Genomic DNA, 24,454 nt, shown 5'->3' with positions numbered 1-24,454 from the left:
GATCACGCATGGATCACGTCCTCCTCTCTTGCCGGGGCGACGCGGCCCCAGCCGGCGCGGACGAGCTGTTCGATCTGGCCCATCGCTTCATCGAGGTTGGCGCGGCAGCGCTTGTGGGTGCGCGGCGTGCCGATCGGCTTCTCGAGTTCGTAGACCGTCATCATGCGCAGGGCTGCGTGGCTGATCTCGGCGCTTTCGAGGATGGGCACGGGCAGCAGGGCTGGGCCGAAAGTCTGCTCCATGATGGTGCGGACCATTTCGTGGGAAGGATCGCCGCCATCGAACTTGGAGCAGATCAGGCGGACGAAGCTGTAGTCCACCGCGATCCCGGCCTCGATCAGCTGGGCGATGACCTGGTCCATCATCGAGAGAAACTGCACGGTCGAGCAGAAATCGGGCGTGGTGGCAGCGAGCGGCACCAGCAGCGCGTTGGCCGCCTGCATGACGGCAAGCGATATCGTGCCAAGGGCCGGGGGCGGATCGAGGATCACCACGTCATAATCGCGGGCCATGTCCATCAGCCCGGCCTTCAGCTTGCGGAAGCGCGCGGCGAGGACCGACTGGCCATCGGAACCGGAGGCGGCAAGTTCATACTCCACGTCGAACAGTTCGAGGTTCGAGGGGATCAGGTCGACATTGGGCCAGGGCGTACGCTTGACCGCATAGAGCAGGTCAGTCTGGGTCGGGTCGATTGAAAGATAAGGATAAAGCGTTTCGTCGCGGGTGATGTTGAAGTGCGGGTTGAAGCCGAACAGCGTCGTCGTCGTCGCCTGGCTGTCGCAGTCCACCACCAGCACGCGATAGCCCTGCACCGCGAAATAATGGGCGAGGTGAGTGGTGACGGTGGACTTGCCGACGCCGCCCTTGAAGTTCTGCACCGCGATGATCGCCGGCACGTCGAGCGGGGCGCGGGCAGGGGAGGCGCCCAGCACCTCGCGCATGTGCATCAGCTCTTCCATCGAATAGCCGAGGCGGCGCCCGTTCTCGCCCGAGGGGGGCGGGGGGAGGCGGCCGTCATCCTCGGCCATGCGGATGCGATTCGTCGAGCAGCCGAGCAATTGCGCCGCCTCGGCAATGCCGACACGGACGTTGAGTCCCTTGCGGCTGTCTGGCAGGAAAGCCTTGCGGCGCAGGCGCTCGATCATCTTCTCGCCCGCTGAGGCAAGATCGCCGATCTGGCTGACTATTGAATTCTGATCAGACATCGCCCGCCTGTTTGAAGCTGTTTGGGCGACTGGTTAACCGATTTCCTTCAAACGTGCAACGGCCAAGCGAAACATCTCAAGAACGGGTCGTGGTCGATCAACCCTCGGCCATGGCCTTGGCCACCGCGGCGTTGATTTCCTCGCGCGTGGGGTTGCGGCGCAAGGTCAGGCCACCATTCACCTGCAGGTTTTCCCCGGTCATGAAGCATTCGTCGCTGGCGAGGAACACGACGGCGGCGGCGACGTCCTCCGAAGTGCCCCAGCGGCCAAGCGGATAGGAATTGCGGAACGATTCGAACAGGCCGGGGACCTGCTTGGCCTCGGCATTCATCGGCGTATCGGTGAGGCCCGGCGAGATCGAGTTGGCGCGGATGCCTTCGTGGCCGAACTCATGCGCGATGCAGCGCACGATGTGATCGGTCCCGGCCTTGGTGCCCATGTAGATCGCGTGATCGTTGAGCATGATCGTGGCGGTGGCCGAGCTGATCGTCATCAGCGAACCGCCGCGCCCGCCAAGCGACTTCGCCATCTTGCGGATCATCGCCTGGAAGAACTGGTGCGGGCCGACCAGCTGCAGCGCGCTCATCGCATCGAGTTCGGCGCGGGTGACCTCGAGGAAGGGCTTGAGCAGGCCCCAGCCGGTGGCGTTGATCGCGATGTCGATGCCGCCGAGCTTTTCGGACGCAGTATCGGCCAGGGCGTTGACGCTGGCTTCGTCGGTGATGTCGCACGGCGCCCATGCGCAGCCGGTCTGCGCGGCGAAGCTTGCCAGCACGGCTTCCTTGCGGCCCGAAACGAGCACATGCGCGCCTTCTTCGATCAGGCGCCGGGCGATGACCTGCCCCATGTTGCCTTCGCTGCTGGCGCCCAGCACCACGGCGGTCTTGCCTTCGAGACGGCACGTACCCTTGGTCATATCCTTGCTCCCAATCGCGTTTCCTGCTGGCTACCACTCGATGGGCCAGCGCATTTCCTGTTCAAAAGGGGAGTGGCTTGCCATGGCCACCCCCTTCAAGAACGCTGCAACGGATTCTGCACGGGATAGAGGAGCGACAACATGGATCTCGGACTCAAGGGCAAGAAGGTGATCCTGACCGGCGGCAGCCGCGGCATCGGGCGGGCGACGGTGGAAATCCTTGCTGCCGAAGGTGCGGACATCGCGTTCTGCTCGCGCAATGCCGAACAGGTTGCCGAAACCGCGGCGAGCCTCGAAAAGCATGGGGGCAAGGTCTTCGGCTCGGCCTTCGACATGGATTCGGGCCCGGACGCCTATCGCGCCTGGCTGACACAGGCGGCAGAAAGCCTTGGCGGTTGCGACATCTTCATTCCGATGATCTCGACCTCGGGTTCGGGCCAGACCGGTGACTGGCAGAAAGGCCTGGACCACGACATCATGGGCTCGGTGATCGGCGTGGAAGTGCTGGAGCCTTACCTTGAAAAGTCGGATGACGGTTCGGTCGTGATCCTGTCGTCGACGGCGGGGCTTGAAACCTTCATCGTGCCGCAGGGCTACAATGCGCTGAAGGGCGCGCTGATCGTCTATGCCGGGCAGCTCAGCCAGGCGCTGGGGCCGAAGGGCATTCGCGTCAACGCGGTTTCGCCCGGGCCGATCAAGTTCCCCGGCGGCAACTGGGACGTGATCGAAGGCGCTGCGCCCGATCTGTACAAGTCGGTAGAGGCCGGATTTGCGCTGGGCCGCTTTGGCGGGCCGGACGACGTGGCCAAGGCCGTGGTGTTCCTCGCCAGCCCGGCATCGTCCTATACCACCGGCACCAACCTGGTGATCGACGGCGGCTTTACCAAGCGCGTCCAGTTCTGAGGACCAGACCATGAGCATCGGGGCCAAGGGGATCCAGCATATCGGGGTCTCGGTCCCCGATCTCGACAAGGCACGCGCGTTCTACCTCGACCTGCTGGGCGCGGTCGAGGTGGGGCCGCCGCTGGAATGGCGGGACAATCCGTTCATCGACGAGGTGATCGGGCTGAAGGGCAGTGCGGCGCGGCAGTTCATGTGCCGCTTGGGCAATGCCCATATCGAGGTGTTCGAATATTCCGCGCCCGCGCCCGAGCGGCAGGACCCGGACCGCGGCGTGAACCACCACGGCTATACCCACTTCGCCGTGCAGGTGGACGATATCCAGGCCTGCTACCAGCGCCTGCTCGACGCCGGCATCCGCGTTCATGCGCCACCTTCGATGGCGGGCATCACGGTGGACGATGACGGCCGCCGCCACGGCTATGCCGCAACCTATTGCCGCGATTTCTTCGGCAACGTGTTCGAGATCATGGAGATCTACGACGACCCGCAGATCCGTCCCGTGTGGCGCGAGGGCGAGGGCGTGATCGCGCCGGACTGATCCCTTCGCGGTGGAGCGCGGGCAGCGTTCGCTGCGCGTATCGCAGCTGAAAGCCTGGCGCTTTGCACGCGCAGCGTCCTGCGTCGTGTCAAACGAATGAAGCGTTACAAAGGTGGCCTTGCGGCTGGGTCTGTCTCCGCGTCGTGGTCCGCCGAATGTCGTCCTTCAGGGTGGAGATGGCGCGGGTTGCCGGGGACGCAGAACTACCCGGGCAAGTGAGGTTGCCGATAGGCGGCCTTTTCGTTCGCTCAGTTGCGAGCCGCTTCCTGCTGGACGTTCAACAGCCGCTCCGCTGCGCCGGCAAGGTCGAGCACCGTGCAGGCGTGACCATCGCTCAACCGGATGGTCGGCCCGGGCAGGCCAGGCAAATGTGCAGTCCGGTCCTTCGCCCCAACTTCCTGCAGCGCCTTGCGATCGACCGAATGCAGTTCGTCGACGCGAAATCCGGCGCGGCGCAGGCCATCAGGATGGTCGGTTCGCGTGACTATGATATATCGCCCATCGCGGGTGGCGGCTTCGCCCAGGACGTAAGACAGGTCGAGTAGCGGGACGCAGTGCCCACGTGATGCGAATAGGCCCAGCATGCCGCAATCGCCCGATGGCATGGGCAGGGTGGCGGCTTGGGCGAGCAGGATCTCCTCGACCGAGCCAAGCGGGGTCGAAAAGCGCTGATCACCAACTGAGAAAACAAGAAACGGCTTTTCGGTCGGGCGCGTTGTCAACTCGTCGGCTTGCCCGATACGTACTGCAGTTGTTGCGGTCTCCTGCACATTGCGGATCACGCCAAGATTGCGGAGGCCTTCGTGCGCGGCAAGCTTCTGCGCGTTGATCAGGAGTGCGCTGCCGTCAGCCGTTTCGAGTATCCCCAGAGACAGGACCGCGCCGGCTACGGCGTCCTGCAGAAGTGGCGAGAAACATCGGGCAGCGAACCGGCCGATGTCGTCCACGGTGTCGATCAGGAGCGCCACAAGACCGAAGGGCTCTGTCCAGCCTGGCGGGACAGGGTTCGGCAATTGCGTGCGCACGACAATGCCGGCACCGCTTCGCCGGCCTTTTGGCAGCGATCCATGACCGAGCAAATGCAGGGTGTCGACCACCGGGATTTCCGCGCCCTTGTATTCGCGCTGCGCGATCCAGAGCTCTGTTTCCTTTGGCGTCGGCAAAAGATCGGCAGAAGGAAGGCTGGCATCGACGCAGCTGGCTGGCAGAGCAAGCCGCAGGCCTGCAACCGTAAACACGAGGATGGGCTCGTCGATCTGACGGGAATCGTCCTTGCTGGCGGCCCGATCGGTGGCCGTGACCATTCCGGGCAATCCGATGATCGCTGCGGGATCAAGTACAACGCCATTGTGGGCGGCAACGCGGAATGTACTGAAAAACAGCCGCACACCTTCATCCGTGGCAGCCTGGCTGAGCGGACTTATCTCGCGGGTGGTGAGCGGCATGACGCCGATGATGCCATCAGCCAGAACCGCAAAGATGTGCTGCTCCTGGCGCAGGATCACGACAATCGAGCGCTCGTCAAACTGCTGTCCACCACCGTCAACTGACGGGTTCAGTGCTTGGGCAAGGTCAATCACGGGAATGACTTCGCCGCGCAGCTCGAGAGCGCCAGCTATGTCAGGCCAAGATGCGGGGAACGGTTCCAGTCTGGACGGGCAGGGTACGACTTCCCGGATTGCCGCCACGGGCAGTGCTGCGCAAAGCCCGGCAATGCGGATCAGGCCAAACAAGGTATCGTGTACGCCCGGCTGCAGCACCGCAGTCATCGTCTTCAGGCAGCGATGTTGGTTGTGGCGGAAAGTCTTGAAATCTGCCCAACGACATTTTCGGTCAGCTGTGCCTGGTTGGCAGCAAGCCGCGTAATCGCCTCTATTGCGGCATTGGTCTGCTGAACGCTGGACACGATTTCCGAAAATGCATTGCGCGCCATGCGGGAGCGGTTGGTGCCTTCGCCGACTTGCGCATTGGACTGATCTATAAGTCGTGAAATGTCGCGCGCGGCGGCAGAGCTGCGTTCGGCAAGTTTGCGCACCTCGCCGGCAACGACAGAGAAGCCCACGCCATGCTCGCCCGCTCGGGCAGCCTCGATCTCGGCATTGAAGGCGAGCAGGTTGGTTTGCCCGGCGATCTCGCTGATGATGCGAACGATTTCGGAGATGGAAGTGGCGGATTTCTGAATCAGTTCGATGGATTCGATGGCAGAGCCGAGCGTTGTTTCGCCCTGTTCCGCGTTAACCCGTGTTTGCAGTGACAGCGAGAGCGCCTGATCCGTCGATCCGGTGATTTCCGTGATCGATTTGCAAAGCTGGGTTGATAGCAGGTTCATCTCGTGCGCGCGTTCGGTGATCGCCGTCTCCATCTGCACCTGTTCGGTGATGTCGAAGGCATACTTCACGATACGCACGGGATTGCCCGTCAGGTCGAAGATCGGATTGTATGTGGCCTGTATCCAGATATCGCGATCATACTTGCCCACGCGATGGAAGCGGCCAGAATGGAACTGGCCGGCGTTGAGCTTCATCCAGAAATCGCGGTAATCGGAACTGCGGATATAGTCTGGCGAGCAGAACATCGAGTGGTGTTGGCCGACGATTTCGCGCAACGAATATCCAATGGTGCGCAGAAAATTGTCGTTTGCGGTTATCACCTTGCCATCGAGATCGAACTCGATCGTCGCAAGGCTGCGGCCAATGGCATCTACCTTGGCGGAGAATTCGTTGCTGCGCAGCTTCTCCTCGGTAACGTCGGAGGCGAACTTCACGATCTTCACTGGTTTGCCACTGGTATCCATGATCGGATTGTAAGAGGCCTGGATCCAGACCTCGCGGCCATCCTTGCGAAGTCGCTTGAATTCACCGGTCTCGAATTCGCCGCGTCCCAGGTTTTCCCAGAAGTTGCGGTATTCCTCGCCCTGGATGGCCGATACATCGCAGAAAATCCGGTGGTGCCGACCGCGGATCTCTTCGATGTGGTAGCCCATCAGGTCGAGGAAATTCGCATTGGCATCGAGCACATTGCCTTGCAGGTCGAACTCGATGACAGCCTGGGCACGCTCGATGGCGCGCACCTTGCCTTCCGACTCCGCGTCCCGGCGGCGTTGTTCGGTAATGTCGTGCGCGAACTGGACTATGCGTCGCGGTTTGCCCGTCAGGTCCAGGATTGCTGCGTACGATGCCTGGATCCACACGTCCGCGCCTGACAAGCTGCGTCTCTTGAACGTGCCCGAAATCGCCTCGCCCTTGACAAGGCGGTCCCAGAACTTTGCATACTCGTCTGTCTTGACGAAGGCCGGGTCGCACAGATCCCTGTGGGTGAAGTTGCATTCCTGCCCCGGCTCGAACCCCTTCATCGCACGGAAGAGATCGTTAGCGGCCGTGATCCTGCCGGAGAGGTCAAATTCAACCATTGCCTGGGCATTTTCTATGGCAGCCAGTTTGCCTGCGGCAGCAAGCGCTTCCAGGCGTTGCTGCGTAACGTCCATGGCGATCTTGACCACTCGCAGTGTTGCGCCGTCATCGTCCTTGACCGGATTGTAACTGGCCTGAAGCCATACCTGCCTGCCGTCCTTGCAGCGGCGGCAGAATTCGCCCTGCTGCTCGTCACCCTTGGCCAAGCTTTCCCAGAGAGTGCGGTAGGATGCCGAGTTGGCGTATTGCCTTTCGCAAAGCAGACTGTGGTGCTGTCCAATCAATTCCTCGGCCGTGTAGCCCATGAGGTCGAGGAAGCGTGTATTGGCGCGCAGGATAGTGCCGGCAGTGTCGAACTCGATCATGGCAAAGGCCTGGTCGATAGCCAAGAGAGTCTGTCGATCACTGGCGTCGCCAGAAATCGCATTGGCTACGTCAACCTTTTCCATTTTCATCCTGCGGAACCTTCTGCCAATCCCCCATGTGTCTTCCAATCGCGACGAGCAGTTGTGATGACGTCGCAACTTGACACAGTAATCCTGGAATCAACCCGGTTTTCATTTGACGGCGATCGATATCAGGACTTTGGGGGAATGACCCGTTACTCGCGCCTTGACTGCGCACCTCCCCGGCAAGTCGCTTCTGAAAGAGCGGCGCGCGATCAGTGCGCGATGCACACGGATTTGTCTTCGAGATATCCATCCAGCCAGTTCACCCCGAAATCCCGGCCCTGGCCAGATTCCTTGAATCCCCCGAACGGCATGTTCGGATCGATGAACACATGGCGTACCTGCGCATCTGCGCCGTGTCGTCGCGCGATAGGATCGTCGTGTCGAGGAAGGCCTGGTGCGCGCGGCGCAGGCGCTCCTGGTCCAGCGCGACGCCGAGACCGGGCGCATCGCCTACGATGATGCAGCCCTCTTGAAAGGCGATCTTGCCTCCCACCAGAACTTCGTCATCGTCCTCCACCCACGGGTAATGCGTATCGCAGGCATAGGTAAGGTTCGGCGTTGTTCCCGCGAGATGCGCCATTGCCATCAGGCTGGTGCCCAGGTGCGAGTTCGAATGCATGGAAAGGCCAAGCCCGAAGGTTGCGCAGATCGTGGCGAGATGCTGGCTTGCCCCCAGGCCACCCAGTAGTGGTGGTCAGAGAGCACGATCTGCACGGCATTTTTCGCTACGCTTTGCCGCACGTGATCGAAGCAGGTGACGACCATGTTCGTCGCCAAAGGCAGGCCGGTCTGCCGATGCAACTCGGCCATGCATCGAGCCCGTCGACGGGATCCTCGTAGTACTCGATAAGATGTCCCAGCCTTGCCGCAACCGAGATGGCCGTTTCCATGGACCACGCCCCGTTCGGCTCGATGCGCAAGGGATATCCCGGGAAGGCTTCTGCCAATGCCTCGATGCTGGCGACCTCGATCGTCGGAGGAAGGGTGCCGCCCTTCAGTTTGATGCCCCTGAAGCCATGCCTGGTTATCATCCGGCGTGCCTGCGCCACGATCTGGTCGGGCGTGGCGGCTTCCCCCCAGCTGTCGGGCCGGTCCGGAGTGTCGATATGCCGGTCGAACTTGAAGAATAGGTAGGCGCTGAACGGCACCTCGCGTCTCACGGCACCGCCCAGCAAGGCATGGAGCGGCAACCCGGCGGTCTTTGCCTGAAGATCGAGCAGCGGGACTTCGAAGGCGGAAAGGCAACTTGCGCCCTGCCGGGCAGGGACCGAACCCGGCGCCAACTCCTGGCCGGGAGGAGGGGGTGGCAGTCCTGCAAGCGTTTCGCCGATCCTGTTTCGCAGACCGTTGAGGTCCGTGATCTCGAGGCCGATCAGACGGGGCGCTACCGCTTCGAGCGCCATCAGCGATGCCGCATCGCCGTACCCTTCTCCCAGGCCGGTCTGGCCGTTCGATGCCGTGATCTCGATGATCGATCGCAAGGCGTAGGGTTCATGCACGCCGGCCGCGTTGCGCAGCGGGGGATCGCGAAAGGCGATCAGCGTGACCTTGATGTCGACGATGCGCACCCGTCGTCCGGGATCGCCCATTGCGCCATGTGCCATCAGCTCATTCTCCGCTTTCACCCATGCGAGCGAGCTGCACGCGCGAGCACTTCTCCATCACGCGCGCGAATCTTTGGGCACGATCGATGCCGTAGACGAACGGATTGGGATCGGTTGCGAGATCGTTGCGGAGCAGCTGAATCTTTTCGATGGCGCTGATGTGCGCCGGATGATTGCTTATCAGCGCATCCACCCCGGCCGTCTTGCCAAGGCCAGACCACCGGATCAGCGAGGCAATCTGAGTTTTGATGGTTTCGCTGCTGCTGCCGCCGCCGGTGCCACCCATGAGGCCGACAACGTGCTTCTTGCCCTTGTCGGTCACCGGGAAGATCATCGACAGCGTGCCGGGCGTATGTCCGGGAGTGACATAGAGCTTCACCGTGGTCTGGCCGAGCGTGATCTTGTCTCCGTCCCTGGCTACGATATCGCGCCGCGGCGGAAGCAGGTCGGCAAAATGACCGCCGCCGCGATCCGGTCTTTCGATCATGTCCCAATCCGCCTGCGACAGCACAACCTTTGCGCCGTAAGTGTCCTGGAAGAACTTTGCGCCGCCCCAGTGGTCCCCATGGCCGTGCGTCACGATCAGATAGCGGATACGCTTCGGGTCGAGGCCAAGCCGGACCATGTTGGGCAACATGATCTCGCGGGCTTCCGCCTCGCTGTTGAGGGCATCGATCAGAGTTATGCCATCGCTCGTGTCCAAGGCCCAGGCCGAAACCGCATTCTGGCCGATGGAATAGAGCTGATCGAAGACCCGGGCCTCGGGCACCAGTCCGTCGTGCTGGATGGCGGAAACTGTCTTTCGGTCGAGCGGGCTGGTCATGCAGCGCCAGTAGAACTCCGGCAGCAAGTCGGGTTCTGCCAGCTTTCGTGCGGCTGAAAGATGACGCGCAACCGCAGCGCTGTCCTGCGCCGGAAATGCGGCTTGCTAGGGGTAGCTGGCAGGGCCGGTCGCCTGCAGCGGGGCTGCAAGCAGGGCGCAGATCAGGCTGGCACCGATCGCGGGAACGCGAAGCTTCGTCATAGTCTGCACCTCTCCGGCCTGTTCTCATGCAACGTCGGACCAAGTGGGGACGTCAATGCGCGGCCAACAAGGGATTGAAGTGACGACGCGTTATGTCCAGTCCGGAAAGGGCATTGATCCAAGCTATTGGAGCATTTGTGCACCTTGATAAGCTTTGCTGACATGTTCAGCTTGGCCAGTGATGTAGAACCAAAGGGTAGCATGCGGCGCGGCACTGAACCGCCCCATCGAAAAGCTGCTTCGTGCAGCAGATATTCGCGGTTCAAGCGACTCGGTGACGCCAAAAATGTCCGCTTTATTGCGGATTACAGCGATCTGGGTGTGCTGGTGAACGGGAAGTTGGAGCGGGTAGCGGGAATCGAACCCGCATAGCCAGCTTGGAAGGCTGGAGCTTTACCACTAAGCTATACCCGCTCGGGCCAGCAGGCCTCATTGGCCTCGTGGTGCAGGCAGGGCGCTTGCCACGGACTTGGCGATCTAGTCAACCTTGGATGAAGCATGAATTCGCGTCGGCAGTTGACATGATGTGATTACGATATATCTTAGATGCATTGAAAACAGTCTTTAGAAGCGAGTGATCCATGACCTCCAGCCGCGCCACAGTCCCGACCGCAAACGCCAGCCGCTACTTGCAGCAGCTCTGCAAGCATTGGGGCCACAAGTTCGAGGTGTCCTTTGATCCCCATGAGGGTAGGGTTGCCCTTCCGTTCGGACCAGTCGATCTCAAGGCCCACGACTCAGCCCTTGAAGTCACGTGCACCATCGACGGCGAAGGCGATCTTTCGCGAATGCAGCAGGTTGTCGCCGATCATCTCAATCGTTTTGCGCACCGCGAAGGCGAACTGGCATTCGACTGGCAGCCGCTGAACTGAAAGCTTCACGGCGCGAACACCCCCGTCTTCCTTTTCACGAAAGCGGGGGCATCGACGTTGGTGCTGTCAGATCACTCCTGCTTCTCCATGAACACCCGCGCGCGATCGGCTGCCCAGTTCTGCAGGGCTTCGGTGCGCAGGCGGGCGCCTTCCGGGTCGGCTTCGAGGGGGAGGACCGATTCGACGATCCGATCGAAGTGGGCTCGCAGGCCGTCCCTGGCTTCGGGGTAGGGGATCACGTAGAGCTGGTTGGCTTCAATCGCGCGCTTGACGTGCTCGGCGAGTTCGACCGGGTCCATGCCGTGCTGGTGGATCGAGTGGAGCGAGGCGATGGAGTCCTCGTTTTCGACGTAGCCGCTCTGGCCGAACTGCGCGGGGCGCAGGCGGCTGGCTTCGGCGATGTTGGACTTGATGTTGGCCGGGCATAGAACTGAAACGCCGATGCCGTGCTTTTCAAGGCCGAGGCGGTAGCTTTCCATCAGGTTCACCACCGCAGCCTTGGCCGCCGAATAGGGTGCGGCCAGCGCGCTGCCCATCAGGCCGCCGAGGGACGAGGTGGTGACGATGTGGCCGGGCTTGCCGCTTTTGATCATGCGGGGCACGAACGTGACCATGCCGTTGATTACGCCCCCAAGATTGACGCCGATGATCCAGTCGAAATCGTCGTAGCTGGTGTTCTCTACCGGGCCGAAGCTGTTGACCCCGGCGGTGTTGAACAGCAGCGTGGGCGCGGCGCCGAACACGGCTTCGACTTCGTCAGCGGCACGGGCGTAGGCAGCGCGGTCCATGATGTCGAGCACGAGGCCGTGGGCGGTGATGCCCTCTGCGCGCAATGCGGCGAGCGCCTGATCGATGGCCTCGGCCCGGATATCCGCGATCACGACCTTTGCGCCGGCACGGCCGAAGACCTGCGCCTGCCCCAGCCCTGCGCCAGAAGCGCCGCCGGTGATGAACGCGATCTGATCGTTGAAGTCTTGCACCTTTGCGGCTCCTCTGCCCGATATTGTTAGTGTTACTTACAAAAGTCGCGTGACCAGGGCAAGCGCTGGCGATAATCCGGCCATGTTGCGCATGATTGACCTCACATCCGATAAGGTGCACCAAATGCGTAACATAAACTGACAAGTTCAGCGCGAAGCGAAAAACGGGAGATAGTATGGGCGAGATTTTTCCGGCCGGTGCAACGATCGTATTCGGCGGCAGTGGCGGCATCGGCCGGGGCGTGGCACTGGAGTTCGCGCGCGAGGGCAGCGACGTGGCGGTGGTCTATCGCTCGAAGGAGGATGTGGCCCGCGCGGTGGCCGACGAGATCGCTGCGCTGGGGCGCAAGGCCACGATTCACCGCGCCGACGTGCGCGACCGCGGGCAGGTGCAGGCGGCGCTGGCGGGCGCGGTCGAACAGCATGGCCGGGTGCATAGCGTGGTGTGGGGGGCAGGGCCGGTGGTGCCGCAAGTGGCGATTGCCGACTGGACGGAGGAAATGTTCCGCACGTCGATGGAGATCGAGGCGTTCGGCTTCAACAATGCCGTCCACGCCGCGCTGCCGCACATGCGCGCAAGCGGCGGGGGAAGCTTCGTCCATCTCGGCTCTGCCGGGCACGATTGGTGGCCAAAGCTCGATGGCCTGTCGGTAGCGCCCAAGGCCTGCAACGAGGCGCTGATCAAGGGCATCGCCAAGGAGGAGGGTCACAACGAGATCCGCGCCAATTCGATTCTCGTGGGTGTGATCGATGCCGGGCAGTTCAAGATCGGGCAGGAGGCGGGCACATTCACGCCGGAATGGGAAGCCGCGGTCAAGGCGATGCTGCCGCTGAAGCGCTGGGGCACGCCGCAGGACATCGGGCAGGCTGCGGTCTACTTCGCATCGTCGCGCGGGAATTACGTCACCGGGCAGACCATTTCGGTCGGCGGGGGCTTCGGTGTCTGAGCTGGCACCGCACCCGATCAGCCTTGACGAACTGATGGCGCGCGAGGCGCTGCGCCATCTCGTCACCGCCTATGGCCACTGCATCGACCGGCGCGACTGGGATCTGCTGCGCACCCTCTACCATGACGACGCGGTGGACGATCACACGCCCTATTACTGCGGGCCGGTGGATGGCTACATCGCGTGGCTGCCGGGCATGATGGCGAACTGGCGGGCGACGATGCACACGGCGCTCTCGGCGCTGTTCGTGGTGGACGGCACGCGCGCCCAGGGCGAGATCACGGCGCGGGCGTGGCACCTGACGCTGGATGGCGAGCGGCAGTTCGTAGCCTGGGGGCGCTATGCGGATCACTACGAGCAGCGCGACGGGGTGTGGCGCTTTGCCCGGCGCTCGTTCATCCTCGATCATGCCGAGGACCTGCCCGCCGCGCAGGGCGACGATTTCGGCAGTGGCGGCGTCGGCACCGGGCGGGCCGGGGCGGACGATCCGGTCCATGCGCGGCTTTCGCTGTTTGCGCGGACGGATGCGTAATCAGCGGTTGGTTTCGATACGCATAATACGTTCGGGTGATGACGCCGGCGCGGGGGTGAGCGATCTGGCCGGTACTGAACAGGCACTCACGAGAATGGGAAGAGAATGAGCGAGACGGGTGGGAAGGCGCGGTTGCGCTATGCGGTGATTGGTGCGGGAATGTCGGGCGTGATGGCGGCGATCAAGCTGCTGCAGCGCGGCGATGCCGACTTCGCAGTGTTCGAGAAAGGCGCGGAACTGGGCGGGACATGGCGCGATAACCGTTACCCGGGCCTGACCTGCGACACACCGTCGCACGCCTACAGCTACAGCTTTGCCCTGAACCCCGACTGGAGCGCCTACTACGCCACCGGGCCGGAGATCCACGCCTACTTCAAGGGCGTGGCCGAACGCTTCGGGGTGGTGCCCTACATCCGCTTCAATAGCGAAGTCACCTCGTGCACTTTCGACGATGCGACGAGGACATGGACCCTCGGCATCGTCGATGGCTCGACCTACGAGGCAGACGTGGTGATCGTTGCCACGGGCGTGCTGCACCATCCGAAGATGCCGGACCTGCCGGGGCTCGATACGTTCAAGGGCAAGGCGTTCCATTCGGCGCGCTGGGATGACAGCGCCGTGCTCGACGGCGCGCGCGTCGGCGTGATCGGTTGCGGGTCGACCGGGATCCAGATCGTCAACGCGCTGAGCAGCCGTGCGGCGAAGCTGGTGCACTTCCAGCGTTCGCCGCAGTGGATCATGCCGGTGGTCCAGTTCGAATATACCGCCGAACAGCGCGCCGCCTTCGCCGCCGATCCTTCGCTGATCGAGGCGATCCGCAATGACCCGCAATACTGGGAGGCGGTCTATCGCTTCACCGAGGGCGTGACCGACTTCACCAGCCCGCAGATGCACGAGATCGAGGAGCTGTGCCGCCAGAACCTGGAGCAGAGCGTGCGCGATCCGGAATTGCGCGAAAAGCTGCGGCCCGATTATCACGCCGCGTGCAAGCGCCTGATCTATTCGTGGGAGTACTACGAGTGCGTGCAGCGCCCCGGCGTTTCCGTCGAAGTGGGTGCGATCGAGCGGATCGTGCCGGAGGGCGTGCTGATGAAGGACGGCACCTTGCACGAACTTGACGTGCTGGTGCTGGCAACCGGCTTCCGCGCCGACAGCTTCATCCGCCCGGCGGTGGTGACCGGGCGCGGCGGGCGCTCGCTCGACGAATTCTGGGCGACCCGGCCGACTGCGCACTATGCGATCGCGATGCCCGATTTCCCGAACTTCTTCATGCTCAACGGCCCCGGCGCGCCGGTCGGCAACTTCCCGCTGATCGACATCGCCGAGCGGCAGTGGGAATACATCGAGCAACTGCTCGAACCGGTGCGGCGGGGCGAAGCGCGTACGGTGGAACCGCTGGAACCGGCCTATCAGGCGTATGAGGCGCGGCGCATCGCGGCAGCGAAAAAGACGATCTTCGGATCGGGCTGCACTAGCTGGTATCTCGACAAGACCGGCATTCCCGCGACCTGGCCGTGGGGCTATCACGACTTCGCCAATGCCATGGCCAAGCCGGTGGCCGAAGAGTTCGCGTTCGCGGCCTGACCCAATGGAGACGACCAAGCCGGAGGTGCCTGCCGAGGTCGAGCAGGCGATTGCCACGCTGATCCGCTGGGCGGGGGACGACCCCGCCCGAGAAGGCCTGCTCGATACGCCCCGGCGCGTGGCGCGGGCGTGGCGGGAGTATTGCCAGGGCTATGCCGAGGACCCGGCCTCGCACCTTTCGCGCCAGTTCGAGGAAGTGGGCGGGTACAACGAGCTGGTGCTGCTCAAGGACATCCCGTTCCAGAGCCACTGCGAGCACCACATGGCTCCGATCATCGGCAAGGCCGCCATTGCCTATCTGCCGCGCGACAAGGTGGTGGGCATCTCGAAGCTCGCCCGCGTGCTCCATGCCTATGCGCGGCGGCTGCAGATCCAGGAGCGGCTGACCGCACAAGTGGCGCAGTGCATCTGGGACAACCTGCGTCCGCACGGCGTGGCTGTCGTAATCGAGGCGCAGCACGGCTGCATGACCGGGCGCGGCGTGCGCACGCCGGGCGTGGGCATGGTGACGAGCCGGATGATGGGCACGTTCCTCGAGGACAACCGCAGCCGCAAGGAAGTGCTGAGCCTGATGGGCTATTGAGGGCGGCTTGCTGGTCATCCATATTCGGACTACATTCGGACCGAATATGGATGGAGCCGCGTCATGGGTCTTGAAAGCCGCATCAAGCCGATCAGCTACCTGAAAGCCAACGCCGCCGAAGTGCTGCGCGAACTGAATGAAGGCGCCGAGCCGCTGGTCATAACCCAGAATGGCGAGGCCAAGGCCGTGCTGCAGGATGCGGCAAGCTATTACCAGATGCAGGAGACAATGGCGCTGCTCAAGCTGCTGGCGCTGGCGAAGGAGAATATCGCGGCGGGGAAGGTCAAGACCGTCGAGGGACTGGCCGACCGTATCCGCGCCCGTGCCGCTGAAGAAACCCGCTTTGTCGAATGACGGGGACCTATCGCGTCGAAATTGAAGACGAGGCGGAAAACGATCTGTTCGAAATCTATCGGCGCCGCCTTGCGCAGCGCGGACCCGATGGGCCAGACGGCGCCGAGGCGCTGCTGGATTCGATGATGCAACTCATCGACAGCCTTGCCCACTATCCTGAGCGCGGTCCGGTGCCGGTGGAATTACTGGAACTGCGCGGAAGTCCGTGGCGGCAGGTTTCACATTCGCCATATCGCATCATCTACGAGTTGGGGGACGGAGTGGTGACGATCGCGCTGGTCGCAGATGCGCGACGAGACTTCTCGACCCTGTTCCAACGCCGCCTGCTCGCCTTGAAGCGCTGAGCCACCGCTAACCCGCCAGCGCGGCCTTGTCGCGTTCGAACGAGCGCATTGCGCGCAGGGCGGCCCAGACGCCGATGTAACCGGTGGGGATGGCGACCGACAGGCCAATGCGCAGGCCATGAGGACCGGCTCCCGCGATCCAGTCCGAAAGTTGTCCGGCCAGAACCGGGCCGAGTACGTTGGCGAACATGCTGGAGATCAGCAGGACCAGTGCGGTGCCGGTGGCGCGGTGGCTGTTGGGCAGGATGTACTGCAGGCCGGCAAGCACGCCGACCGACCAACCGCCGCCGAGCAGGCCCGAAGGCACCGCGAGCAGCCGGGCCACGGTCAGGCTGTCGCTCCAGGTGACGAGCAGGATGGTGGTCGTTGCGCCGCCGAGCGCCAGCGCGGTGAGGCGGAGCTGAACGGTGGCATCGCCCTTGCCGAGCTTGTCGGAGAGAAAGCCGAAGCCGAGCACGCCCAACAGGCCGGGCAGCCCGAACGACAGAGCGAAGGTGGCGCCCGCGGCTTGCGTCGAGAGACCATAGGCGCGCTCGAACAGGGCGGGGCCCCACATGCCGAAGGTCACGCCCGAAAGCGAGCCCAGCGCCATCACCGTGGCCAGCAGCATGACCGACGGCGTCCCGACCAGCAGGCGCATCGTCTGCTTGAGCGGGAGCACGGGCGTGGCGACGTCAATGACCTCACGCGCGGGTTCGCGCACGATCAGCCATGTCGCCAAGGCGATGACGATGCCGATCATGCCCAGTGCGTGGAAGGCGGTCTGCCAGGTCGAGGCGGCGGCGATGGCGGGGCCGCCGGCAAGGCCAGCCATCTGGCCGACATAGATCGCGGTCCCGAGCAGGGCGAAGGCGCGGCCCCGTTCGTTGGCGGGGAAATAGGCGGCGATCAGGGCGGCGGCAGGGGCTTGGTAAGCGGCCTCGCCAATGCCGACGCCGACGCGGGCCAGCGCCAGCATTTCGGCGTTGGTGGCGAGCCCTGACAGCAGGGTGAAGAAGCTCCAGAAGCCGCAGCCCAAGGCAATGATCATCACGCGCGAGCGGCGATCGGCGGCGCGCGCGATCGGCAGGGTGAACAGGCTGTAGAGCAACGCGAAGGCCGGGCCCATCAGCGCGCCCATCACCGTATCGCTGATGCCGAAGTGCGCCTTGATCGGCTGGGCGAGGCCGGGGATCAGAAAGCGGTCGGCATAGTTGAGCACCGCGACCATGACCAGCAGCGTCAGCGCCAGCCAGCGGTTGGTCAGCGGCTTGCCACTGGTGGACAGGGTGGCGGCGGCGCCTGCCGGAATGGTCGCGGCCACGCGGCTCAATCCCGCATCTGCGCGCCGCCGTTGACGTGCCAGACCTGACCGTTGACCCAGGCGCCATCGTCGGAGGCCAGGAACGTCACGGCGGCGGCGATGTCTTCGGGCTGGCCGAGGCGGACGTGCGGCACGGCGGCGAGGCCACGCTCGACATACTCGTCGGTGAGGTGCTGCCTGACCGCTTCGGTGAGGACGAGGCCGGGGCAGATCACGTTGGCGCGCACGCCCTTCTTGCCGAACTTGGCGGCAACGTGGCGGGCCAGCGCATGGATGGCGTTCTTGGTCATCGGATAGGCAACCTGCCACGGTGCGCCGCCCGATGCCGCGCCGGAGGAGGTGTAGATCATTGCGCCGCCGCCGCGTTCGAGCATCTTCGGCAGCGCCGCCTGCGTGGCGAGGAAGTGGCTCTTGGTGTTGATCGCGAAGCTGAGGTCGAGCACGTCCTCGGGGCAATCGAGGATGTCGTTGTCGCCCCCGGTGCCGCCCGCAAGGTTGGAATGGTAGAAGTCGAGGCCGCCATAGGTCTCTACCGCGCAGGCCACGATCGCGGCTTGTGAATCGGCCTTGGTGCCGTCAAGTTCGATGCCGGTGGCGGTGCCGCCGGTTGAGCGGATGCTTTCCGCCACTTCGCGGGCCCAGTCGCCCATGAGGTCACCGATGACGACGTGGGCGCCTTCTTCGGCGAGGCGCCGTGCGGTTGCAGCGCCAATGCCGCGCCCACCGCCGGCAACGATGCCGACTTTGCCCTTGAGGCCCTTCATTCCAGAATCTCCCGTATTGCCGATTTGCGGATCATAATGCCGCCAGAATTATGCAAACATGCATATCACCGGAATTATGATCGCGCAACGTGCGATATTTTTTGCTCTTATCTCCGCATAAAGCCAGTCTTGTGATTCGCGGCGTGCGCCGATGCGAGTGCTCTGGAGCGCATCGGCATGCTGCATTTTTGCGGGAATCGCCGGGTCCATATCCCGGACAAGTGGCGCATTTCTGCGAGTCATGGCATGTTTGCGTATTTCGACTTGTCAATTTCTACGCATTAGCTATCTTCCGCGCCAACAACGGTTTGGAGGGGAGTAACAATGAAGGCCACCACTTGCGCAACGCTCGCCGTGCGGCTGATGCTTGGCGCCAGCCTGGCGTCGATGATGCTGGGATCTGCCGCCCATGCTGCGGATGAACCCGTGCAGGCCAGCGATGACCAGGGCCAGCTGGAGCAGATCGTCGTGACCGCGCAGAAGGTCGAGCAGAACCTGCAGGACGTGCCGCTGGCAATCAGCGCGATCAGCGCCGACAAGGTCGAGAAGCTGGGCATCCGCGATGCCAAGGACCTGTCCGGCCTCGCCCCCAACGTGACCATCGTGCAGGGCACGACCAACGCCAATGCCGCCGTCATCTCGATCCGCGGTATTCCCACGCCGGCGACCGAGACCTTTGGCCTCGACACCGCGAACGGCCTTTACGTCGACGGCGTGTTCATCGCCCGCTCGGGCGGCAGCGCGCTTGACGTGATCGACGTTGCCCGCGTCGAAGTGCTGCGCGGGCCGCAGGGCACGCTGTTCGGCCGCAACACCACCGGTGGCGGCATTGCCTTCATCTCGCGTGCGCCGTCGAAGGAATTCAAGCTTTCGGCCGAAGCCGGCTATGGCAACTACAACGCGTTCAACGCCAAGATCACGCTCGATCCGGGCGAGATCGCGGGCATCTCGACCAGCTTCACCTACAGCCACCGCCAGCGCAACGGCGTGGTCGACAACCTCAACGAGCCAAGCGATGCGCGTGATCCCGGTGCGCGCAAGGGCGATTCCTTCCGCATCGCCGCCAAGGCCGACATCGGCGGCACGGGCTCGATCCAGTACATCTTCGACTGGAGCAAGATCGACGCCTCGCCGATCAACTTCCAGCTGACCAATGTCGCCAGCGGCGCGGTGCGTCCGCCCGAAGTGGTCGGCGGCGTGCCGGTGGTGGTGACGCAGCAGGCGCCCGTCGCGCCGTTCCTGAACACGGTCAACTTCCTCGATCCGCGCTGCGCCGCTCTAGCCGCGCCGACGCGCGACTGGCGCCGCACGGTGTGCAACGACATCAACAGCCGTTCAACCGACAAGGCCTGGGGCCACAACGTGCAGGTCCAGAACGACTTCGGCGCGTTCCACCTGAAGTCCACCACCGGCTACCGCTTCTGGAACAACGACAGCGTGACCGACCTTGATGGCATCGGCGCGTTCACTGCGCCGCGCTTCACGCAGGCGTCGCTGTTCAACGGCATGCCGGCAAGTCTGCTGCAGTTCATCCCGTCGATCCCGGCAGCATTCCGTCCGTTCATCGCCGCATCGCCGGTACCGACCGTGCAGCAGAACCTGTTCGACACCAACAACAAGCGCCGCCACAAGCAGTTCAGCCAAGAGGTTGAAATCGGCAACGAGAGCGACAGCCTCGACTGGGTGCTCGGCGGCTTCTATTTCTGGGAAAAGGGTTCGGAGTACAACCCGCAGAACAGCGGCTTCGTGCTCGATACCAATTCAATCTTCCTCGGCAACTTCGGCCCGCTCGGCCCCTCGTTCGTCGCGGCCAATCCGGCGCGCTACCGTCTGGTGCAGACGCTTTCGGTGCTCGATTACACCGCGACGGCGGAAAGCACTGCGGTCTATGGGCAGGCGACGTTCTACCCCGGCGGCAAGGACAGCGGCCTGCGTCTGACGGCCGGCGGCCGCTATACCTGGGATACCAAGTCGATGGTGCGCCGCCAGAACGGCGCCGCCCCGCTTGCCACGCCCGAGCAGGGCCGCGCCAGCTACAGCAAGTTCACCTGGAACCTGATGCTGGGCTATGACGTGTCCGACCAGGTCAACCTCTATGCCCGCATCGCCACCGGCTATCGTTCGGGCGGGTTCAATGCGCAGGACCCTGCGGTGGCCGGCGTGCTGCCTTCGTTCAAGCCGGAGAACGTCACGTCCTACGAAGTGGGCCTGAAGTCGGAACTGTTCGACCGCAAGGTGCGCTTCAATCTTGCTGGATACTACAACGAGTACAAGGATCTGGCGATCGCCGTGCCGATCACCAACCTTGCTCCGGGCACTTTCGCCACCAAGGTCACGAACGCCGGCAAGGTCACCTACACCGGCGTCGAAGCCGAATTGACGGCGGTGCTGACCGACAACTTCACCTTCGAGGCGAACGCCGGTTACGTCGACATCAAGTACAAGGAGTTCCTCGCCGGGCTTCCGGTCGCTGCAGGTCAGCCGCTGGTCAACATCGCGGCCTATGCCACGCCGGGCTACACCTCGCCGTTCACCGCAAATGTCGCGATGAATGCGCAGTTCCCGCTGGGCGACAACGGCATGCGCCTGACCGGCCGGGTCAGCTATGCCTACGAAGACGGCAAGTACAGCTTCTCGAACGTGCTGTCCTCGCCGTTCAACGAAGTGCTGAAGGGCGACAATCGCAATATCGTCGACGCGCAGGTGGCGATCGATCGCATCCCCCTTGCCGGGAGCGAGGCGGCGGTGCGCTTCTGGGTCAAGAACCTGACCGACGAGCACAACCTCGTCCGCGCAATCGACTTCGGCCAGCTGGGCTATGGCGGCGGCTACTACGCCGATCCGCGCACATATGGCGTGACGGTGGGCGTGAAGTTCTGATCTTTGGGGAGGATGGGCGCCGGTCCTCCGGCAACCGTCTTCGGGTGGCCCCGCTTCTGCAAGTGCAGGGGCGGGGCTTTTCTGTTATTACGCGTTCATATAACGAAAACGCATCTTCACAACGGAATGCGTATCCCTATAGCTAGTGACAAAGCGAATCATGCAAGGTTCGTGTGGGAGAGCCGTGATGACGATCAGCCTTGAAGACCTCGCCGCGCGGCTGACCGCGCTTGAGGACAAGGAAGCGATCCGGGCGCTGAAGGCGCGCTACCTGCGCGCCTGCGACCTCAAGCAGGTCGAAGATGTGCGCGATTGCTTCGCCACCGGCAAGATCCGCATCGCCTATGAAAACTTTCCCGAGTTCGATGACCGCGATGCATTTGTCGCGATCTATCAGCAGATGGCCTGCAATGGCGGCGTCTATGACATCCACCACGCCACCAACTGGCAGATCGATCTTGAAAGCGGCACGCGGGCGACGGGCAAGTGGTCGCTCAATTTCCGCACGATCCTGACCGGGCCACGCCAGGTCGTCCGCCTCGCGGTGGAATACGATGACGTTTACGAAAAGCGCGACGGCCGCTGGTGGATCGTCGAGACTGTCAGCCGCGTGACTTCGATGCTGACCGAGCAGGTCGGCGAGGACGGGAGCGTGACCGTGATCGCGCTGGCCGAGCCGCCGGCAGCCTGAACCTTCGAAAGGGAAATCCAGACATGGCAATCAATTACGGCCTTGATGGCAAGGTGGCACTGGTCACGGGCGCAGGCGGCGGCATTGGCCGTGCGGCGGCAGAGGCATTCGCGCGTTCCGGCGCGAGCGTCATGGTCAGCGACGTGAACGAGGCAGGCGGTGCTGAAACGGTAACTTTGATCGAGGCTGCAGGCGGCAAGGCCGCGTTCGTGCGCTGCGACGTGAGCAACGCGGGCGAGGTCAAGGCGATGGTCGCGGCCACGGTCGCAACGTTCGGCGGGCTCGACTGTGCATTCAACAATGCCGGGATCAACCGCATCACCGACGACCAGTACGACGACGCGATCTGGGAGCGCGACATCGCGATCAACCTTTCCGGCGTGATGCGCTGCATGCGTGAGGAGGCGGCTTACATGCTGCAGAACGGCGGCGGCGCAATCGTCAACACTGCCTCGATCAACGGGCTGGTCGGCAATGGCGGACAGCCTGCCTATACCGCCGCCAAGCACGGCGTGGTCGGCCTTGCTCGCCATGGCGCGCTGCGCTGGGCCAAGGCCGGCATCCGCGTCAATGCGGTCTGCCCTGGCGTGATCGAAACGCCGATGACCGCGCCGCTGGTGCAGAACGCGGAAATGAAGGCGCTGATCGACGGGATGACGCCGATGGGCCGGATGGGACAGGCCAGCGAAATCGCCGAGGCGGTGGTGTGGCTGTGCTCGCCTGCGGCAAGCTTCGTCACCGGACATGCCATGGTCGTCGATGGGGGCGCTACGGCGTTCTGACGCCTTGCATTTAATCGCGCGCTTAATTACCCCTGTGTCAGTAACCGCGAGCAACGCGGAATCGGGACAGGTGGATGATGGCGACAGGCGCTTTCGACTTTATCGTGATCGGTGCGGGCAGCGCGGGCTCGGTGCTTGCCGCGCGCCTGTCCGAAGACCCGCAGACGCGTGTGCTGCTGCTCGAGGCCGGCGGGCCCAACACGTCAGTCCTGGTGCGGATGCCGGCGGGCGTGGGCACGCTGATCAAGCAGAAGAGCAAGCACAACTGGGGTTTCTGGTCGGAACCGGAACCGCACATGGACAATCGCCGGATGTGGCATCCGCGTGGGCGCGGCCTCGGCGGCTCGTCGGCGATCAACGGCATGGTCTATATCCGGGGCCACGCGCGCGATTATGACCAGTGGCGGCAGATGGGGCTGGAAGGCTGGTCCTGGGCCGATGTGCTGCCCTATTTCCGCAAGGCCGAGGACAATTGCGACGGTGCCGATGCCTTCCACGGTGCGGGCGGGCCGCTGAAGGTCAGCTGGGGCGAGAATTCGCACCATCCGCTCTATCGCGGGATCATCGAGGCCGGGCGGCAGGCCGGGCACAAGGTCACGCCCGATTTCAACGGGGCGGATCAGGAGGGCTTCGGCCGCTACCAGCTGACCATCCACGATGGCCAGCGCTGGAGTGCGGCGCGTGGCTACCTCGCGCCGATTGCGGGCAAGCGCGGCAACCTGAACGTGGTGACCGGCGCGCGGGTTCACCGCATCGTGGTGGAGAACGGGCGCGCTGTGGGCGTGGACTATTCGCTTGGTCAGGGCAAACCGGTCATCCGCGCCAGCGCGACGCGCGAAGTGCTGCTTTGCGCAGGCGCGTTCCAGTCCCCGCAGATCCTCCAGCTCTCCGGCATTGGCGATCACGAGGCGCTGAAGGCCAAGGGCGTTGCGCCGGTCCATGCGCTGAAGGGCGTGGGCGCGAACCTTCAGGATCACCTGGACGTCACGCTCAACTGGGCCTGCACCCAGCCGATCTCGCTCTACAACGAGATCAAGGGGTTGCGGCAGCTCAAGGTCGGTCTGCAATACCTGCTGACCGGCAAGGGCACCGGGCGGCAGAACGGGCTGGAGGCCGGCGCCTTCCTCAAGTCGCGCCCCGATCTTGATCGGCCCGACCTGCAGATCCACTTCGTCATCGCGATCATGCAGGAACATGCCAAGGTCCAGGCCAAGCGCGATGGCTTCACCATCCACGTCTGCCAGTTGCGCCCGGACAGTCGGGGGCAGGTCTCGCTCAGCAGCGCTGATCCTTACGCCGACCCTGCGATCCTTGCGAACTTCCTCGCCGCCGAGGAAGACCGCCGCGTGGTGCGCGAGGGCATCCGCATCGCCCGTAAGGTGGCGGGGCAGGAGGCATTGGCACCCTATCGCGGCGAGGAGATCTGGCCCGGGGCGCATGTGCAATCCGATGCCGACATCGACGCCTGGGTGCGCGCCAGGGGCGAGACAATCTACCACCCGGTCGGCACTGCGAAGATGGGCACGCGCGATGACCCGATGGCGGTGGTGGACAAGGACTGCAAGGTCATCGGCCTCGAAGGCCTGCGGGTGATCGATGCCTCGGTCATGCCGACGCTGATCGGTGGCAACACCAATGCGCCGACGATCATGATCGCCGAGAAGATCGCCGACGTGATCCGGGGGCGGGCGCCGCTCGCTCCGGCCGATACGCGGGTGGCAGAACTGGTGTGATAATGTGATGAAGGCCATTGCGCGAGGAGGACCGGCTGGGCCACCTTGCCGCG

24 protein-coding genes and 1 tRNA gene are annotated in these 24,454 nt (G+C 63.6%); 13 read left to right on the top strand and 12 right to left on the bottom strand.

What is annotated here, in order from left to right; all coding sequences use genetic code 11:
- Window positions 1–2: 2 nt before the first annotated feature.
- A complete protein-coding gene (locus tag NJ75_RS14820; RefSeq protein WP_039335745.1) occupies window positions 3–1,205 on the bottom strand; it encodes an AAA family ATPase in 1,203 nt (400 codons plus the stop codon).
- A 97-nt stretch (window positions 1,206–1,302) separates the two neighbouring features.
- Window positions 1,303–2,121 (bottom strand): SDR family oxidoreductase, encoded by an 819-nt coding sequence (locus NJ75_RS14815; protein ID WP_039335744.1) that lies wholly within the window; start codon window positions 2,119–2,121, stop codon window positions 1,303–1,305.
- A gap of 141 nt (window positions 2,122–2,262) precedes the next feature.
- Between NJ75_RS14815 and NJ75_RS14810 the strand changes: the two genes are divergently transcribed.
- On the top strand, window positions 2,263–3,024 hold the full coding sequence (locus NJ75_RS14810; RefSeq protein WP_039335742.1) for an SDR family NAD(P)-dependent oxidoreductase: 762 nt from the start codon (window positions 2,263–2,265) through the stop codon (window positions 3,022–3,024).
- Between the two features lie 10 nt (window positions 3,025–3,034).
- Complete coding sequence (locus NJ75_RS14805) at window positions 3,035–3,562, top strand: VOC family protein (RefSeq protein ID WP_039335740.1); 528 nt, start codon at window positions 3,035–3,037, stop codon at window positions 3,560–3,562.
- 248 nt (window positions 3,563–3,810) lie between these two features.
- On the opposite strand, the gene NJ75_RS14800 is transcribed toward NJ75_RS14805, so the two are convergent.
- The 7 genes from NJ75_RS14800 to NJ75_RS14780 form a co-directional block, all read right to left on the bottom strand.
- Window positions 3,811–5,331, bottom strand: a complete 1,521-nt coding sequence (locus tag NJ75_RS14800; RefSeq protein WP_039335739.1) for a chemotaxis protein CheW — start codon at window positions 5,329–5,331, stop codon at window positions 3,811–3,813.
- Between the two features lie 5 nt (window positions 5,332–5,336).
- Complete coding sequence (locus tag NJ75_RS14795) at window positions 5,337–7,421, bottom strand: methyl-accepting chemotaxis protein (RefSeq protein ID WP_052242529.1); 2,085 nt, start codon at window positions 7,419–7,421, stop codon at window positions 5,337–5,339.
- The gene (locus tag NJ75_RS24400; protein ID WP_156135813.1) at window positions 7,408–7,674 is read right to left on the bottom strand and encodes a hypothetical protein; all 267 of its coding nucleotides are present in this window, start codon (window positions 7,672–7,674) and stop codon (window positions 7,408–7,410) included. Before NJ75_RS24400 ends, NJ75_RS14795 begins: the two co-directional genes overlap by 14 nt.
- Before the next feature lie 9 nt (window positions 7,675–7,683).
- Entirely contained in the window at window positions 7,684–8,100 is a 417-nt protein-coding gene (locus tag NJ75_RS25375; protein ID WP_280513108.1) for an enolase C-terminal domain-like protein, read from the bottom strand.
- Window positions 8,101–8,149: 49 nt separating this feature from the next.
- On the bottom strand, window positions 8,150–9,028 hold the full coding sequence (locus NJ75_RS24905; protein WP_211257947.1) for an enolase C-terminal domain-like protein: 879 nt from the start codon (window positions 9,026–9,028) through the stop codon (window positions 8,150–8,152).
- 4 nt (window positions 9,029–9,032) lie between these two features.
- Window positions 9,033–9,851: an MBL fold metallo-hydrolase gene (locus NJ75_RS14785; RefSeq protein WP_156135812.1), complete on the bottom strand. Its 819-nt coding sequence runs from the start codon at window positions 9,849–9,851 to the stop codon at window positions 9,033–9,035.
- Window positions 9,852–10,392: 541 nt separating this feature from the next.
- Window positions 10,393–10,466, bottom strand: a tRNA-Gly gene (locus NJ75_RS14780).
- Window positions 10,467–10,633: 167 nt separating this feature from the next.
- On the opposite strand from NJ75_RS14780, the gene NJ75_RS14775 reads away from it, so the two are divergent.
- Window positions 10,634–10,924: a DUF2218 domain-containing protein gene (locus tag NJ75_RS14775; protein WP_039335738.1), complete on the top strand. Its 291-nt coding sequence runs from the start codon at window positions 10,634–10,636 to the stop codon at window positions 10,922–10,924.
- Window positions 10,925–10,995: 71 nt separating this feature from the next.
- Here NJ75_RS14775 and NJ75_RS14770 read toward each other — a convergent pair whose 3' ends face one another.
- Entirely contained in the window at window positions 10,996–11,904 is a 909-nt protein-coding gene (locus NJ75_RS14770; protein WP_039335737.1) for an SDR family NAD(P)-dependent oxidoreductase, read from the bottom strand.
- Window positions 11,905–12,080: 176 nt separating this feature from the next.
- Here NJ75_RS14770 and NJ75_RS14765 point away from each other — a divergent pair, with 176 nt between their 5' ends.
- The 6 genes from NJ75_RS14765 to NJ75_RS14740 all read left to right on the top strand — a co-directional run bounded on the left by NJ75_RS14765 (window position 12,081) and on the right by NJ75_RS14740 (window position 16,248).
- The gene (locus NJ75_RS14765) at window positions 12,081–12,851 is read left to right on the top strand and encodes an SDR family NAD(P)-dependent oxidoreductase (RefSeq protein WP_039335736.1); all 771 of its coding nucleotides are present in this window, start codon (window positions 12,081–12,083) and stop codon (window positions 12,849–12,851) included.
- A complete protein-coding gene (locus NJ75_RS14760; RefSeq protein ID WP_052242527.1) occupies window positions 12,844–13,383 on the top strand; it encodes a nuclear transport factor 2 family protein in 540 nt (179 codons plus the stop codon). The genes NJ75_RS14765 and NJ75_RS14760 overlap by 8 nt, the downstream gene beginning before the upstream one ends.
- A 105-nt stretch (window positions 13,384–13,488) precedes the next feature.
- Window positions 13,489–14,967 carry a flavin-containing monooxygenase gene (locus NJ75_RS14755; RefSeq protein ID WP_039335735.1) on the top strand — a complete coding sequence of 493 codons (1,479 nt, stop codon included), beginning with the start codon at window positions 13,489–13,491 and terminating at the stop codon, window positions 14,965–14,967.
- 4 nt (window positions 14,968–14,971) lie between these two features.
- A complete protein-coding gene (gene folE, locus NJ75_RS14750) occupies window positions 14,972–15,550 on the top strand; it encodes a GTP cyclohydrolase I FolE (RefSeq protein WP_039335734.1) in 579 nt (192 codons plus the stop codon).
- Window positions 15,551–15,613: 63 nt separating this feature from the next.
- Entirely contained in the window at window positions 15,614–15,904 is a 291-nt protein-coding gene (locus tag NJ75_RS14745) for a type II toxin-antitoxin system Phd/YefM family antitoxin (RefSeq protein WP_039335732.1), read from the top strand.
- Entirely contained in the window at window positions 15,901–16,248 is a 348-nt protein-coding gene (locus tag NJ75_RS14740) for a type II toxin-antitoxin system RelE/ParE family toxin (RefSeq protein ID WP_039335730.1), read from the top strand. The genes NJ75_RS14745 and NJ75_RS14740 overlap by 4 nt, the downstream gene beginning before the upstream one ends.
- Window positions 16,249–16,255: 7 nt before the next feature.
- Here NJ75_RS14740 and NJ75_RS14735 read toward each other — a convergent pair whose 3' ends face one another.
- Together NJ75_RS14735 and NJ75_RS14730 are read right to left on the bottom strand one after the other, a co-directional pair.
- Window positions 16,256–17,551, bottom strand: coding sequence for an MFS transporter (locus NJ75_RS14735; RefSeq protein WP_052242526.1), 1,296 nt, complete (start codon window positions 17,549–17,551; stop codon window positions 16,256–16,258).
- Between the two features lie 5 nt (window positions 17,552–17,556).
- Complete coding sequence (locus NJ75_RS14730; RefSeq protein WP_039335728.1) at window positions 17,557–18,315, bottom strand: SDR family NAD(P)-dependent oxidoreductase; 759 nt, start codon at window positions 18,313–18,315, stop codon at window positions 17,557–17,559.
- Window positions 18,316–18,639: 324 nt separating this feature from the next.
- Between NJ75_RS14730 and NJ75_RS14725 the strand changes: the two genes are divergently transcribed.
- The 4 genes from NJ75_RS14725 to NJ75_RS14710 all read left to right on the top strand — a co-directional run bounded on the left by NJ75_RS14725 (window position 18,640) and on the right by NJ75_RS14710 (window position 24,401).
- Window positions 18,640–21,195 carry a TonB-dependent receptor gene (locus tag NJ75_RS14725; RefSeq protein WP_052242525.1) on the top strand — a complete coding sequence of 852 codons (2,556 nt, stop codon included), beginning with the start codon at window positions 18,640–18,642 and terminating at the stop codon, window positions 21,193–21,195.
- Between the two features lie 187 nt (window positions 21,196–21,382).
- Complete coding sequence (locus tag NJ75_RS14720; protein ID WP_039335727.1) at window positions 21,383–21,886, top strand: nuclear transport factor 2 family protein; 504 nt, start codon at window positions 21,383–21,385, stop codon at window positions 21,884–21,886.
- Window positions 21,887–21,909: 23 nt separating this feature from the next.
- Window positions 21,910–22,668 carry a glucose 1-dehydrogenase gene (locus NJ75_RS14715; RefSeq protein WP_039335726.1) on the top strand — a complete coding sequence of 253 codons (759 nt, stop codon included), beginning with the start codon at window positions 21,910–21,912 and terminating at the stop codon, window positions 22,666–22,668.
- A 77-nt stretch (window positions 22,669–22,745) separates the two neighbouring features.
- The gene (locus tag NJ75_RS14710) at window positions 22,746–24,401 is read left to right on the top strand and encodes a choline dehydrogenase (RefSeq protein ID WP_039335831.1); all 1,656 of its coding nucleotides are present in this window, start codon (window positions 22,746–22,748) and stop codon (window positions 24,399–24,401) included.
- The last annotated feature ends 53 nt before the right edge of the window (window positions 24,402–24,454 follow it).

Source organism: Novosphingobium subterraneum (assembly GCF_000807925.1).
Taxonomy (GTDB): Bacteria; Pseudomonadota; Alphaproteobacteria; order Sphingomonadales; family Sphingomonadaceae; genus Novosphingobium; species Novosphingobium subterraneum.
This window is presented reverse-complemented; position numbering and strand designations above follow the sequence as displayed.

Bases quoted from the DNA above. Each gene is read 5' to 3' on its own strand.
- NJ75_RS14775 (WP_039335738.1), top strand. From the start codon at position 10,634: ATGACCTCCAGCCGCGCCACAGTCCCGACCGCAAACGCCAGCCGCTAC.
- folE (WP_039335734.1), top strand. From the start codon at position 14,972: ATGGAGACGACCAAGCCGGAGGTGCCTGCCGAGGTCGAGCAGGCGATT.
- NJ75_RS14745 (WP_039335732.1), top strand. From the start codon at position 15,614: ATGGGTCTTGAAAGCCGCATCAAGCCGATCAGCTACCTGAAAGCCAAC.
- NJ75_RS14740 (WP_039335730.1), top strand. From the start codon at position 15,901: ATGACGGGGACCTATCGCGTCGAAATTGAAGACGAGGCGGAAAACGAT.
- NJ75_RS14795 (WP_052242529.1), bottom strand. From the start codon at position 7,421: ATGGAAAAGGTTGACGTAGCCAATGCGATTTCTGGCGACGCCAGTGAT.
- NJ75_RS14805 (WP_039335740.1), top strand. From the start codon at position 3,035: ATGAGCATCGGGGCCAAGGGGATCCAGCATATCGGGGTCTCGGTCCCC.
- NJ75_RS24905 (WP_211257947.1), bottom strand. From the start codon at position 9,028: ATGGCACATGGCGCAATGGGCGATCCCGGACGACGGGTGCGCATCGTC.
- NJ75_RS14765 (WP_039335736.1), top strand. From the start codon at position 12,081: ATGGGCGAGATTTTTCCGGCCGGTGCAACGATCGTATTCGGCGGCAGT.
- NJ75_RS14755 (WP_039335735.1), top strand. From the start codon at position 13,489: ATGAGCGAGACGGGTGGGAAGGCGCGGTTGCGCTATGCGGTGATTGGT.
- NJ75_RS14815 (WP_039335744.1), bottom strand. From the start codon at position 2,121: ATGACCAAGGGTACGTGCCGTCTCGAAGGCAAGACCGCCGTGGTGCTG.
- NJ75_RS14800 (WP_039335739.1), bottom strand. From the start codon at position 5,331: ATGACTGCGGTGCTGCAGCCGGGCGTACACGATACCTTGTTTGGCCTG.
- NJ75_RS14820 (WP_039335745.1), bottom strand. From the start codon at position 1,205: ATGTCTGATCAGAATTCAATAGTCAGCCAGATCGGCGATCTTGCCTCA.
- NJ75_RS14710 (WP_039335831.1), top strand. From the start codon at position 22,746: ATGGCGACAGGCGCTTTCGACTTTATCGTGATCGGTGCGGGCAGCGCG.
- NJ75_RS14715 (WP_039335726.1), top strand. From the start codon at position 21,910: ATGGCAATCAATTACGGCCTTGATGGCAAGGTGGCACTGGTCACGGGC.
- NJ75_RS14720 (WP_039335727.1), top strand. From the start codon at position 21,383: ATGACGATCAGCCTTGAAGACCTCGCCGCGCGGCTGACCGCGCTTGAG.
- NJ75_RS14730 (WP_039335728.1), bottom strand. From the start codon at position 18,315: ATGAAGGGCCTCAAGGGCAAAGTCGGCATCGTTGCCGGCGGTGGGCGC.
- NJ75_RS14810 (WP_039335742.1), top strand. From the start codon at position 2,263: ATGGATCTCGGACTCAAGGGCAAGAAGGTGATCCTGACCGGCGGCAGC.
- NJ75_RS14725 (WP_052242525.1), top strand. From the start codon at position 18,640: ATGAAGGCCACCACTTGCGCAACGCTCGCCGTGCGGCTGATGCTTGGC.
- NJ75_RS24400 (WP_156135813.1), bottom strand. From the start codon at position 7,674: ATGGATATCTCGAAGACAAATCCGTGTGCATCGCGCACTGATCGCGCG.
- NJ75_RS14785 (WP_156135812.1), bottom strand. From the start codon at position 9,851: ATGACCAGCCCGCTCGACCGAAAGACAGTTTCCGCCATCCAGCACGAC.